Below are 11,811 nucleotides of genomic sequence, written 5' to 3'. Positions count from 1 at the left end.
ACAGGAGGTTTTGAACCGCTAATGAGACGCTGATATGACGCTAACAGATGCATTCTGAAATTAGCGTCATGTTAGCGGTCAAAATGCTTTGATCACAGCGCTGTTGTCCGCGTCCCCGAAGCCGAGTGTGACGGCTTTTTCGAGCAGTTGGCGGTGCGTTTCGCTCAACGGCAGTGGAATCGAGCTGGCGGCAAGCATGAGGCGCACGTCCTTGAGGTGTTGCGAAAGCCTGGCCTGCGGCGTGAAGTCCTGCGTGATCATTTTTTCGCCCTTCGTGTCCATGATGCGCGAGTAGGCCATGCTGCGTCGGAGGACATCAAGCGTCTCCACCGGATTGAGGTCCAGATCCCACGCAAACGCGAGACCTTCGGCCAGCGCGGCACGATTGAGGCCGAGCACGAGATTGGTGACGAGCTTCATCTTCGCCCCGCTGCCGCAGGGGCCGACATGAACGGCCTCACGGGCGAATTTCGCGAACAATTCGCGGCATTGCTCAAACACGGCCCTTTCTCCACCTGCCATGACGAGCACATCGCGCTTTAAAAGCTGCGCACTGCTGCCGGAAATCGTCGCGTCGAGGTAGTGGACTCCTTGCGTGGCCAGTTGGACTCCTAGCTCGGCCATTTCTGCTGGATCGCCGGTGGTGGTGTCGATGAGGATGAGGCCAGGCTTCAAATCAGCGGCGCGCAGCACCTCGCGGACGATGCCGGAGTTTGGCAGGCAGAGGAAAACGACCTCGCAGGTCGAAAGCACGTCATTGGCGGACGCCGCGTTGACGCAGCGGCTCGTGTCGATGTCCCAGCCGCGTGCCGCGCCGGTCATTCTCATCAACGCGCCGCCCATCAAGCCCATGCCGATGATGGCGATGGGGGCGGTTGATTGAGAGTGCTTCATGCGTGCATCAGCCGTCGATGTTCCAGCCGTCGCGGTATTCTTTCTTCATGAAGGCGTTCGCCTCGGGGGTGTCGGGGCTGGTGCCGGTCTTGCCGTCGTATTGGATCTTCTTGCCGGTGCGGTAGGCGACGAGGCCGAGGAGCATCATCTCGATCATGTCGGCGCTGTAGCCAAAGTTGCACGCGGTGGGCTTGCTGGGGTCTTTGCAGGCGTCGAACCACTGCTTCTGGAAGTGGCCCATGTCGGGGATCATGTCCTCCTTCTTGCGCGGCTTGTAGTAGCTCATGTCGGCGTCGTTGCCGAAGGGCACGATCATGCGAGTGTCGAAGTCGGCGATGAGGAAGCCCTTGGTGCCCTTGAACATCGCGCCATGGCCGATCTTGGTGAGGTCGATGGAAGGTCTCGGCGAACGCGGCATGGCTCCGCCTTGATACCAGCTCACGGTAATCGGTCCGCGCCAGTCATTGGCGGGCAGCTCAAAGTGTGACTCGCATTTCACCGGTGTCACATCGGAGTTGTAGGCATCGCCCTTCGCCTCGGCGGAGGTCGGCAGGCCGCCGTCGATGGCGTTCCAGAGCAGGTCCATGGTGTGACTGCCCATGTCACCGATTTGTCCCGCGCCGAAGTCCCAGAACATGTTCCAGGAGAGGCAGTTCGCGCCGGCTCCACCGGAGAAGTAGGCGGGATTGTAGGGATGGAAGGGCGAGGGGCCCAGCCACAGGTCGTAGTGAAAGCCTTGCGGCGGTGTGCCTTCTTCCGGGAAGTAGCCGGGCCTCGGAATCTGCCGATTTCCCCAGGCGTAGGCGGCTTTCAGCTCGCCGATGGCACCATCGCGGATGAGTTCGCGCACGCGGTTGAAATTTGGCTGCGCATGGCGCTGCATGCCGACCTGGGTGGCGAGCTTGGTTTTCTTCGTCTCCCAGGTGGCGCGGACGGTGCGCGCTTCGTTGACGGTGATGGCGAGCGGTTTTTCGCAGTAGCAGTGGAGATCGCGTTTCAGCGACCAGTTCGCGATGAAAGCGTGCGTGTGGTCCGGCGTGCAGACGACCACAGCGTCGAGGTCCTTGTGATCAAGGCACTTGCGCCAGTCGATGTAGGTGGTGGCACCGGGGAAACGCTCCAGCGCTTTTGGAAAGCGCGCCTCGTTGATGTCGCAAAGCGCGACGACGTTTTCCTCCGCGATGGAGTCGTAATGTGCGAGTCCGCGGCCCCACACGCCGATGAGGGCGACATTGAGCTTGTTGCTGGGCGCGTTTTGTCCAAAGAGGGGACGGGTGATCATGGAACCGGCGACGAGACCGGCGGCGCCGACGAAACGACGGCGGGAGAGAGGAGCGGGTTGGGTGTTCATGGCGAGACCATGAAACGACGCGCCGGAAGCTTCTCAAGCAGCAAGACGAGAGAATCGTGGCCGCCCCCGCGTGGAGCGCCCTACTTTTTTCGAAAAGCGCGTCCTGACGCCGGCGCCAGCCCCTTCGGCTGATTATTTCGCCTTCTTCGGCTTCTCCGGCAGGCCCTGGCCGGGCTTGAGGTCGAGATTGGCCTTCATGTCTTCTTCCGTCACGGTCGAGGCCACGCCATCGACGGGGATTTTGGCCTTCGCGGTCCAAAGAATCGCGTTCAGCACGAGTTTGCGCTGGTCGTTGTTCGCCCAGCCCTTGTGGAAGTGACCGCCGGTGAAGCCGAAGCCGCGTCCGCCGTCCGCACGCTCGCAGGCCCAGGCGACGTGCTGCTTTTCCTTGTTCTTCACGGACTCACGCACGGCGGGATTGCCGCTGTGATGACCATCAGGGCGGCTCATCGTCGAATCAGGGGCCACATCGCTAAGGATCGGCGTCACGCCTTCCATGCCCTTGCGGAAGCGCATGTAGAAGTACCATTCGTCGTTCGTGCCGAAGGGCTTCACGCCTTCGCTGATCGGATGCGCGGGCAGTTTTTTGAAGTTGGCATCCCAATGCGGGTTCACGCTCCAGTTGATCTCGAAGCAGCCGCCCATCCAGTCGATGAACTCCTTGTTGCCCTTCTCGATCGTGGGCTCGACGGCGTAGTGGATGGTGAGAAAGCCGCAGCCGCGCTTCATTTCCTTGTCCAGCTGGGCCAGACGACCTTCTTGCAAGGCGGGATGTCCGCCGCCGCCATCAGAGTAGATGACCACGGTGGCGGCTTTGGAGAGTTCTTCCTGCGAGGGCCATTCGCCGTTGAGGTGATACTTGATGTCCACCTGATCGGCCGCGCCTTGTTCGAGGCACTTTTTGAGAAGCTGGATGCCCGCGTTGTGCTCGTGCTGGCCGGGGCCGTGCGAGGGCTTCCCGGCGATCATGACGATGGATTTCTTGTCCGCGGAAAACGCGGAACCGGCAAGGGAAACGAGGACGAGGAGGGAAAGCAGGCGCTTCATGGTGGAGGTGAGGGTGACTCAAACGCCCCCCGGCATCCAGCCATTTCATCAAGCTCGTTACCACCAGGCTTCTGGCACGCCTTTCGCTCATGCAGAGGCTCCGCCCAGCCTGAATGCCCATCGCCCGCAGCCGACCTCAGACGAATCTTTACTACGCCATGCTGTTTGTGGGCGTGGTGCTCGTCGTGTTCACAGTGGGCTACCGGCTGGCGGGCTGGTCGTGGAGCGATGCGCTCTACATGGTGGTCATCACGGCCTTCAGTGTCGGTTTTGGCGAGGTGGTGCCCATCACAGACTCGTGGCTGCGGGCGTGGACCATCGCGCTGATCCTGTTTGGCTGCACCAGCATCATTTTTGTCACCGGCACGCTCGTGCAGTGGCTGACGGAAGCCCAAATACAACGCGCCCTCGGAGGCAAACGCATGGAAAACGAAATCGAGAAACTCACCCAGCATGCCATCATCTGCGGTTTTGGCCGCATCGGCCGCATGATCGCCGCGCAGCTTCAGGCGGGCGGCATTCCCTTTGTCATCGTCGATCAGGCGGCGGACCGCGTGGCGGAGGTGCGGGACGCGGGCTACCTCACGCTGCAAGGCGAGGCGACCGACGAGGCGGTGCTCAAGGCCGCTGGCATCGCTCGCGCCCGCGTGCTGGCCACCGTTTTGCCCAATGACGCCGCGAATGTCTTCATCACGCTCAGTGCGCGAAACATGAATCCGCGCATCCAGATCATCGCTCGCGGCGAGGTGCCCTCCACCGAGCGGAAGCTGCTGCAAGCCGGTGCGAACCGCGTGGTGCTGCCCGCGCACATCGGCGCGGACCGCATCGCGCATCTCATCCTGCATCCAAACGCCCGCGAACTGCTCGGCACGGAGACGAAGTCACGTGTCGAGTTTGAGCATCACCTCACCGAGCTGGGGCTCGACATGGAGGAGATCGAAATCTCAGCCGATTCGCCGTGGGCACACCGCCGCATCTCCGATGTCGAGGAGGAGTCCGCCGGCCGTCTGCTCGCCATCGCCATCATGCGCAAGGAAGGCGGCACCGACCTGAATCCCACGCCGACTTCGATGCTGATGCCGGGGGATGCGCTGGTGGTGATGAAACGCGCCATGCGGCGGTGAATCACGTCTCCTCGCGACCGCGCCATGCGAGTAGCCCGCAAAGGCCAAATCCGAACGCATTCAGCGCCCCATGGATCATCCACATTTGCGGCATCGTCAGTGCCCAATTCGGCACCATATGCCGCAAACCGAATCCCATCGCCAAAATCATCGCGGAGAACAGCGAGCCTCCTGAGACAATAAAAGCAGTCCGTGTCCAAAAGCCCAGCCCGGAGCGGATCTGCACACCTCGCAGAATCTGCGAAACCGCCACACCAAGCGCACCCAGCACCAAAATCGTCACGCCAAACGGTTCCACAAACCGCAGCACCCAAAAGTGCGTGCAAGTGATCCCCGCCGCCACCAGCGGCACGCCCAACAGGATCGTCACGCATGAAAAACGCGTCCAGCAGCCCGGTGCGGCCTTCGCATTCAGCCCCGCCATCAACGGCAAGGTGAACCCCGCATGATGAAAGTGGGCCGCAGTGAGCAGCACGATGAGGGGATCGAAGTTCCAAGGGGTCCAATTCGCCCGATTCGCGACCAGCCATGCCGCGCCGATGGCCGGAAAGATGAACGCAAAGTCGAAACAAAGCTGTCCAGGCGTCTTGGCTGGGAGCTGTCGCCAGGTCAGCATCACATCAAATGCGACTGCCAGTCGAATGAGTAGCCAAGGAACAGCGTAAGCGGCCGAAACCATCGAAGGCTGGTTTATAAAACTGATCGCGAGCAGTGTGACCGCGATGGTATGCGGAGCCACCATCTTGCTCCAACCCGTATTCCCAAGGCGGAATCGCTCACCAATTCGGGTCAGCAGCAATGGCGAAAGCATCAGCAGCGCGACCACCCAGAGCGAAATTTGGAATCTTGTATCCCAAAGCCACGTCATGAACGCCCAAAACAGCAGACCGCCGAGAACCTCGACCCCAAACCATTTTTCAGCATTTCGCGATTCATTCATGGTTTCATCCTCCTCTGCGAATCCCTCACAAACCGGCACTGCCACCACCGCGCCAGCGGAAAGCCGAGCCACGCCATCCAGTGCCGCGGATGCGAAAACGCCCGGATCACATACCACACGCTGCCATCGGGCCGTTTTTCGACGCAGAACATCTCCTCTCCGCACTCCGCATGCTCTGGCAGCGTGCCATAGACGAAGCCGTGCGTCGTCGCAGAGTCACAGCGGCGAAGGATGCGGCACGGATTCACCCACCACAGGCCGCAGATCTGCACCATCATCGCCACGATCTGGCCTGATGCTTGACCTTTAACCTCCTCACGAGCCACCTCCGCCCACTCAGGAAACATCCGCCACGCATCCAGCGCCTCACAGGCCCTTTGCCAAACCTCTTCTCCGTCTCCGAGCCGCGCTGCGTGCTCATCGGCGATGAATCCTTCGCGCAACAGTGGCGAGTAACTCAGAGGCGCATCCTTCCACGACTCCAGGAGATGATGGAGTCGCTCCGGCGATGGTTTTCGCAGGCTGGGCATGGTGGAATAGGGAGAGCCGATGAATCGTCGGCAAAAAGGTTCTGGCAAGGCGACGATTCGTCGCCACTCCATAGGCATGCCCGCCCCCATTCGCGCCGTCATCTTCGACTTTGACGGCCTCATCGTTGACACTGAAAGCACCGGTTATCACACTTGGAGAGAAATCTTTGCCGAGCACGGCCACGAGCTGCCCGTGGAGACCTACGCACAGGTCGTCGGCACCGACTTCAACACCAGCTACGACCCGCGGCGCGATCTCGAAGAACGCACCGGCCGCGCCTTCGACTGGGAAGCAGTCGAAGTGCAGCGCAAGACCCGCGAGAGCGAGCTACGCCAGCATTTGAAGCTCCTCCCGGGCGTCGCCGATCTGCTTCAAGAAGCCGATGCTCTCGGCCTGCGCATCGCCATCGCCTCCAGCAGCCCGCGCACATGGATCGATTCGTGGATGGACCAGCTCGGCCTCCACGATCACTTCGACCACATCTCCACTGTCGATGACACCGGCAAGGTGAAGCCCGATCCATCACTTTTCCTGCACGCCGCTGAAAAGCTCGGCGTCTCGACCGATGAAGCCGTCATCTTCGAAGACTCCCTCAACGGCCTCCGTGCCGCCCTCGCCGCCGGCATCCGCTGCGTCGTCGCGCCCGGCCCGATGACCCGCCACCTCGATTTCGAAGGCGCCTGGAAGCGCGTCGAGTCGCTTGCCCACGTCACGATCAGGGAGCTGATGGCATGAAGACGCTCACCATGCTCGTGTTGGCCGCCGCCACGCTTCACGCGGCCGACCCCGCCTGGCTCACGACCGGCGAATTCCGTTGGAAGAGCACCCCACCGCTCATCACCCCCGCCGAAAACGCCGCCGACCCCGATGTGGCGCTCAAGGATCCCACGATGGTGTTTCACGAGGGGAAATGGCACCTTTTCGCCACGCACCGCCGTGCCTCGGGGAAGGTGGACATGCAATACCTGAGCTTCGCCGACTGGAAAGACGCGGACAAAGCCCCGCGCCACACGCTCGACTTCCACGATCAATACCACTGCGCCCCGCAGGTCTTTTACTTCACACCGCATCAGAAGTGGTATCTCATCTACCAGCTCGCCGATGAGAAGCGCCCGCTGAAGTTCGGACCGTACTTCTCCACGACGACTGACATCGCCGATCCCAAGTCGTGGACCAAACCACAGCCAATGATCGAAACGCTGCCTGAAGGCGGCATGAAGACCAAGTGGATCGACTTCTGGGTTATCTGCGATGCCAGCAAGGCCCACCTACTCTACACCAGCGACGACGGCCACTTCTGGCGACGCGAGACCGCGAAGCAAAACTTCCCGCTCGGCTGGTCGAAGCCCGAACTCCTGCTCAAAGACACCAAAGAGGCCCTCTTCGAAGCCTCCTGCACCTACAAGCTCAAAGGCCGCGACCAATACCTCACGATCATCGAGGCGCTCGGCCAAGGTCATCGCTACTACAAAGCCTGGCTCGCCGACCAAATCGAAGGCCCATGGAAACCGCTCGCCACCACTCGCGAAAAGCCCTTCGCCGCCACCGAGCAGATCACTCCACCCGTCGATTGGACCACCAGCATCAGCCACGGCGAACTCATCCGCTCCTCCAACGACGAAACCCACGAAATCGACCCCGCAGACCTCCGCTTTGTCTTCCAAGGTGTCGATGAACCCGGCTACAAAGCCCCGCAATACGGCAGCATCCCGTGGAAGATCGGGATTCTCACGCCTTGAAAAGCTTCTCCCGCTTCCATTAACTAGCATCCCTTTCGCATACCATGAACACACACTCTCTTATCAAGGCGGCTTGCCTAGCGCTCTTCATCAGTTTCACGGCCGGCGCCCGGTCAGAAGACGTGACGATGGAGGACAAGGTCCAGAAAATCATCTTTCCCGTCGTCCAGTTCAAAGACGCCACTATTGAGCAGGCGGTTGAATACATCCGGATGAAGAGCCGTGACCTGGACACGATTAGCCAGCCGCCCGTGGCAAAGGGCGTCTCCATCGTTCTTCGCGGCGGTGGATTGACGGATACGATCAGCCTGGATCTCCGAGATGCTCCGCTGATCGAAGTCGTGCGTTACTGCGCCGAACGTGTGGGATTGCAATACCGCGTGGAAAAGCATGCGGTGGTGCTCGCCGCCAAGTTTGAGGAAAAGCCCGCGCCTCCGGCGGCCACGCCGCCTCCGGTCCTTGGAACCGCAGACCAAATGGTCTTTCCTGTCATTCAGTTCACCGATGCCAGCATCTTGGCCGCGACGGAATACTTCCAGGTCAAATCGCGTGATCTCGATCCCGAAAAGAAGGGCGTAAACATTATCGTGAAGCCAGGCGGTGCTGATAACAAGATCACACTCAACCTGCGAAGCATACCGCTGCCTTATGCACTGGCTTACGCGGCCGAATTAGGCGGGTACCAGCTCACGGAGGATGGGCAGTCTTATCTACTCACTCCTGTAAAGCCCGATTGATCCCATGACGCCGCTCCCGCTTGCCGACCGCTACGCACGCTTTCGCGATGCGGTGTTCAGCGGCATCGAGGAGACCCGGTTGCCGGGCTTTGAGGTGCCGCTCACCGAGCTGGATCTGCAAAGCCTGTGGTTCGCGGGAGCCTTCGGCAGCGAATTCACCAGCGTGGATGGTAAAGCGGTGCGCATCACCGACTTCGGCACCTGGAACTCAGGCCCCGGCCCGGATTTCACCGGCTGCGCGATCAGCGTCGACGATCAAACTCATCACGGCGACATCGAACTAGACCCCGATGCACGCGACTGGGAGCGCCATCAGCATGGCGCGAACGCCGACTATGACCGTGTCGTGCTGCATCTGTTCTTTGATGCGCCGCAGGAGCGCTTCTACACGCGCACGAGCCAGCATCGCGAAATCACGCAGGTCGTGTTGAGTTCCGCGATGCTCCCCAGCGATGCGAAGCCGAATCGCAGCCTCGCCGCCGCACGGCTGGGCCGCTGCGCCAAGCCCCTGCATGAGATGGAGGCCGCGCGCGTGCAGTCCATCATCGAATCCGCCGCGCAATACCGGCTTGAGCTCAAATCGAAACGCCTGCACCGCTGCGTGGCGGCGCAGGGACGTGAAGAGGCTGTTTATCAGGCGCTGGCCCGTGCGCTCGGCTACAGCGGCAACCAGCAGCCCTTCGTTTTGCTCAGCCAGCGCCTGCCGCTGAAGCGTCTGCTCAAACTCGACGCTGCGAAGCGTGAATCGCTTCTCTTTGGTGTCTCCGGCTTCCTCGAAGTCATGCAAGAGTCGGACACGAAGCCTGAAACCCGCACCTACCTGCGCAAGCTGTGGAGCGAGTGGTGGAAAGCCCGCAACGACTGCCTGCGCTGGCTGGAGGACCGCCAGCTTCCGCGTTGGAAACTCAAAACCATCCGTCCCGGCAATCACCCGCAGCGCCGGCTCGGTGCCCTCGGCGCGATGCTGAACGCATGGACGCAGATCGTCGCCCCGCTGGCCGATGCCACACGCTGGAGCCAGACCGCATGGCGTGAGACGCTGCTGGCGCTCACGCACGACTTCTGGAGCACGCATTACACCCTGCTCGCCGATCCCGCTTCCAAGCCAATCGCGCTCATTGGCGAAACCCGCGTGCAGGAGATGCTCGCCAACGTCGCCTACCCGCTCCTCGTGCCTGAGCGCACGCGCCTGTGGGCCGAATACCTCGAACTTCCCGCCCTGCTCGACAATCAAAAGGTCCGCCGTGCCGTGCTGCGCCTTTTTGGCGACGATGCACGCGGCAAAGACTTCACCAAGAAGCTGCACCACCAGCAGGGCCTGCTGCAAATTTATGAGGACTTCTGCCTTGAGGACGACTCCGCCTGTGAGGACTGCCCGTTCCCGGAACGGTTGAAGGAGTGGAGTTAAATTGCACGTTCAGCCGCCATGCGCCCCGTCTTCGCTCTTCTGCTGTCATCGTTGTTCGCCCAAGCCGCCGACCTACCTGATCCGGCCGCAGTCAGCGCCGCGATGAAAAAGGCGGTCGCCTACGCGCACACGCACCTCGCCCGTGAAGGCGGCTACGCGTCCTCGTATGACAAGGAGGGCAAGATCGGCGAGGTCGAACACGGCAAGTCGTCCACCATCATCTCCATCCAGCCGCCGGGCACCACGACGATGGGACTGGCGATGCTGCGTGCGTATCAGGCCACCGGCGACGAGCTTTTCCTCAAAGCCGCTCGTGATGCAGCTGGCGCGTTGATCAAGAGCCAGCTCGCCTCGGGTGGATGGGACAGCGACTTCGATTTCGATCCCGAGAAGATGACGAAATACCACCTGCGCAGCCAGTTTGACGCCGGGGATAAGGAAAGCGGCAAACGTCGCAATCACTCGACGCTGGATGACAACAAGACCCAGTCAGCGCTGCTCTTTCTGCTCGAAATCTCCCACGTGCCGTCGCTGAAGGACGACAGCGCATTGCAGAACGCAAAGAAGGCGGCCTTTGATGCGTTGCTGGCCGCGCAGCATTCCGCCGGCGGCTGGCCGCAACAGTTCAGCGGACCGGCGGATCCTTCCGCGCCGGTGTTGAAGGCCAGTTATCCGGAGACCTGGAGCCGGACCTTCCCGAAGCTGAATTACGTTGGCTATCAGACCTTGAATGACGGCAATCTGAGCCAGATCGCAAAGGTGCTCTTCCGCGCTTACGAGCTGGAAAAGGATGAGCGTTGCCTCGCGTCGCTGAAAAAGCTCGGCGACTTCCTCATCCTCGCCCAGATGCCGGAGCCGCAGCCGACGTGGGCCATGCAATACGATGACGCGATGCACCCGGCATGGGCGCGCAAATTCGAGCCGCCCTCCGTGACAGCTTACGAAAGCCTGAAGGCCATGGAGACGCTGCACCAGCTCTGGGTTTTGACCGGCGATGACAAATACCTCGCCCCCATTCAGCCGGCGCTCGCATGGTTCGACCGCTCGAAGCTGCCCGACGGCACCCACGCCCGCTTTTACGAGCTGAAGACCAACAAGCCGCTCTTCTTCGTCAAAGACACCTACGAGCTGACCTACGACGACAGCAACCTGCCCACGCACTACTCCTTCAAGGACAATCGCCAGGATGACATCGAGCAGTTCAAAACGAAGCTATCTCAAAGCCGCGAGGAACTGCTGCGCAAGCTTACTGGCCCGCAGACGCCGAAGGAGTGGATGAGCCGCGCCAAAGGTGCCGCCGCCAAGGCCCGCAGAGCCGTCGATTCCCTCGACAGCGAAGGCCGCTGGCTCAAAGACGATGAGATCGACAGTGGTGAGTTCACCAAGAACCTGAACGCGATGGCCTACTACGTCGAGGCGGCCAAAAAGAGCACCAAGTAAGCGTCCCACAAGTTTGACAGATTGTGGGACGCACGCCAGTGTCCGACCATCATGGCAGCCGGTGTCAATGTTCGTTTTGCAGGGGAGCTTCAAGGCTTCATTCAGCAACGTGTCCTGAAATCAGGACTCTACAGCTCCACCAGCGAGTACATTCGTGATCTCGTTCGGCGCGATTACGAAAACGAGGAGCAGCGTAAGTGGGCCTGGCTCAGGCAGGAACTCAGTGCGGGCGCGGCGGCTGATGAGTCGGAATTTGTCACCCTCGATGCGGAGGCTCTGATCACTCAGGCCAAGAAGCGCAAGAAGGCCCATGCCCGCTAAAATCTATCCGGCCGCTCAGGAGCGCCTCCTGGAGATCTGGGCCTATACCGAGAAGAAATGGAGCGAGAAGCAGGCGGACGCTTATCTACGTGACCTTGCCGCTGAAATTGAAGCGGTGTCCACTCAGCGGCACCGTTGGCGCCCCGTGTTGGACGCGGCGTTGAAGGGAGTTTACTTTTTCCGCCACCGTCATCACTACGTTTTCTTCCGCGAGCTTTCCAAGAAGCGGCTCGGGGTCATCAGCGTGCTGCATGAGAAAATGGACATCCCAGCCCGCCT

13 protein-coding genes are annotated in these 11,811 nt (G+C 61.0%); 8 read left to right on the top strand and 5 right to left on the bottom strand.

All coding sequences use genetic code 11. From position 1 onward, the window contains the following. Window positions 1-78: 78 nt before the first annotated feature. The 3 genes from ACILSE_RS19090 to ACILSE_RS19080 all read right to left on the bottom strand — a co-directional run bounded on the left by ACILSE_RS19090 (window position 79) and on the right by ACILSE_RS19080 (window position 3,292). Entirely contained in the window at window positions 79-894 is an 816-nt protein-coding gene (locus ACILSE_RS19090) for an NAD(P)-dependent oxidoreductase (RefSeq protein WP_395719028.1), read from the bottom strand. Window positions 895-901: 7 nt separating this feature from the next. Beyond that, window positions 902-2,245 carry a Gfo/Idh/MocA family protein gene (locus ACILSE_RS19085; protein WP_395719027.1) on the bottom strand — a complete coding sequence of 448 codons (1,344 nt, stop codon included), beginning with the start codon at window positions 2,243-2,245 and terminating at the stop codon, window positions 902-904. Between the two features lie 132 nt (window positions 2,246-2,377). Further along, window positions 2,378-3,292 carry a ThuA domain-containing protein gene (locus ACILSE_RS19080; RefSeq protein ID WP_395719026.1) on the bottom strand — a complete coding sequence of 305 codons (915 nt, stop codon included), beginning with the start codon at window positions 3,290-3,292 and terminating at the stop codon, window positions 2,378-2,380. Window positions 3,293-3,405: 113 nt separating this feature from the next. Between ACILSE_RS19080 and ACILSE_RS19075 the strand changes: the two genes are divergently transcribed. Beyond that, window positions 3,406-4,416 (top strand): potassium channel family protein, encoded by a 1,011-nt coding sequence (locus ACILSE_RS19075; protein ID WP_395719025.1) that lies wholly within the window; start codon window positions 3,406-3,408, stop codon window positions 4,414-4,416. Between the two features lies 1 nt (window position 4,417). On the opposite strand, the gene ACILSE_RS19070 is transcribed toward ACILSE_RS19075, so the two are convergent. Next, on the bottom strand, window positions 4,418-5,356 hold the full coding sequence (locus tag ACILSE_RS19070) for a YndJ family transporter (protein ID WP_395719024.1): 939 nt from the start codon (window positions 5,354-5,356) through the stop codon (window positions 4,418-4,420). Continuing rightward, window positions 5,353-5,886, bottom strand: a complete 534-nt coding sequence (locus ACILSE_RS19065) for a DUF1990 family protein (protein WP_395719023.1) — start codon at window positions 5,884-5,886, stop codon at window positions 5,353-5,355. The genes ACILSE_RS19070 and ACILSE_RS19065 overlap by 4 nt, the downstream gene beginning before the upstream one ends. Window positions 5,887-5,962: 76 nt before the next feature. Here ACILSE_RS19065 and ACILSE_RS19060 point away from each other — a divergent pair, with 76 nt between their 5' ends. The 7 genes from ACILSE_RS19060 to ACILSE_RS19030 all read left to right on the top strand — a co-directional run. Continuing rightward, window positions 5,963-6,622, top strand: a complete 660-nt coding sequence (locus ACILSE_RS19060) for an HAD family hydrolase (RefSeq protein WP_395719022.1) — start codon at window positions 5,963-5,965, stop codon at window positions 6,620-6,622. Then, the gene (locus ACILSE_RS19055; protein WP_395719021.1) at window positions 6,619-7,626 is read left to right on the top strand and encodes a non-reducing end alpha-L-arabinofuranosidase family hydrolase; all 1,008 of its coding nucleotides are present in this window, start codon (window positions 6,619-6,621) and stop codon (window positions 7,624-7,626) included. The genes ACILSE_RS19060 and ACILSE_RS19055 overlap by 4 nt, the downstream gene beginning before the upstream one ends. A 44-nt stretch (window positions 7,627-7,670) precedes the next feature. Further along, window positions 7,671-8,363: a hypothetical protein gene (locus tag ACILSE_RS19050; protein ID WP_395719020.1), complete on the top strand. Its 693-nt coding sequence runs from the start codon at window positions 7,671-7,673 to the stop codon at window positions 8,361-8,363. 4 nt (window positions 8,364-8,367) lie between these two features. Next, window positions 8,368-9,771, top strand: coding sequence for a DUF2851 family protein (locus ACILSE_RS19045; RefSeq protein WP_395719019.1), 1,404 nt, complete (start codon window positions 8,368-8,370; stop codon window positions 9,769-9,771). Between the two features lie 18 nt (window positions 9,772-9,789). Further along, a complete protein-coding gene (locus ACILSE_RS19040) occupies window positions 9,790-11,211 on the top strand; it encodes a pectate lyase (protein ID WP_395719018.1) in 1,422 nt (473 codons plus the stop codon). Window positions 11,212-11,262: 51 nt separating this feature from the next. Then, entirely contained in the window at window positions 11,263-11,532 is a 270-nt protein-coding gene (locus ACILSE_RS19035; RefSeq protein ID WP_395719017.1) for a type II toxin-antitoxin system ParD family antitoxin, read from the top strand. Then, window positions 11,522-11,811: type II toxin-antitoxin system RelE/ParE family toxin (locus tag ACILSE_RS19030; protein WP_395719016.1), on the top strand; the 290-nt coding region annotated here is incomplete at its 3' end. The genes ACILSE_RS19035 and ACILSE_RS19030, both read left to right, overlap by 11 nt.

Origin of the sequence: Prosthecobacter sp., from assembly GCF_044236155.1 — a bacterium.
In the GTDB taxonomy this organism is placed as follows: Bacteria; Verrucomicrobiota; Verrucomicrobiia; order Verrucomicrobiales; family Verrucomicrobiaceae; genus Prosthecobacter.
The sequence above is the reverse complement of the archived record's forward strand: the minus strand, read 5'-3'. Positions and strand labels throughout refer to the sequence as shown.

What these genes read in the sequence shown, in the direction of transcription:
- ACILSE_RS19090 (WP_395719028.1), bottom strand. Translation starts at nt 894, where the DNA reads ATGAAGCACTCTCAATCAACCGCCCCCATCGCCATCATCGGCATGGGC.
- ACILSE_RS19085 (WP_395719027.1), bottom strand. Translation starts at nt 2,245, where the DNA reads ATGAACACCCAACCCGCTCCTCTCTCCCGCCGTCGTTTCGTCGGCGCC.
- ACILSE_RS19080 (WP_395719026.1), bottom strand. Translation starts at nt 3,292, where the DNA reads ATGAAGCGCCTGCTTTCCCTCCTCGTCCTCGTTTCCCTTGCCGGTTCC.
- ACILSE_RS19075 (WP_395719025.1), top strand. Translation starts at nt 3,406, where the DNA reads ATGCCCATCGCCCGCAGCCGACCTCAGACGAATCTTTACTACGCCATG.
- ACILSE_RS19070 (WP_395719024.1), bottom strand. Translation starts at nt 5,356, where the DNA reads ATGAATGAATCGCGAAATGCTGAAAAATGGTTTGGGGTCGAGGTTCTC.
- ACILSE_RS19065 (WP_395719023.1), bottom strand. Translation starts at nt 5,886, where the DNA reads ATGCCCAGCCTGCGAAAACCATCGCCGGAGCGACTCCATCATCTCCTG.
- ACILSE_RS19060 (WP_395719022.1), top strand. Translation starts at nt 5,963, where the DNA reads ATGCCCGCCCCCATTCGCGCCGTCATCTTCGACTTTGACGGCCTCATC.
- ACILSE_RS19055 (WP_395719021.1), top strand. Translation starts at nt 6,619, where the DNA reads ATGAAGACGCTCACCATGCTCGTGTTGGCCGCCGCCACGCTTCACGCG.
- ACILSE_RS19050 (WP_395719020.1), top strand. Translation starts at nt 7,671, where the DNA reads ATGAACACACACTCTCTTATCAAGGCGGCTTGCCTAGCGCTCTTCATC.
- ACILSE_RS19045 (WP_395719019.1), top strand. Translation starts at nt 8,368, where the DNA reads ATGACGCCGCTCCCGCTTGCCGACCGCTACGCACGCTTTCGCGATGCG.
- ACILSE_RS19040 (WP_395719018.1), top strand. Translation starts at nt 9,790, where the DNA reads ATGCGCCCCGTCTTCGCTCTTCTGCTGTCATCGTTGTTCGCCCAAGCC.
- ACILSE_RS19035 (WP_395719017.1), top strand. Translation starts at nt 11,263, where the DNA reads ATGGCAGCCGGTGTCAATGTTCGTTTTGCAGGGGAGCTTCAAGGCTTC.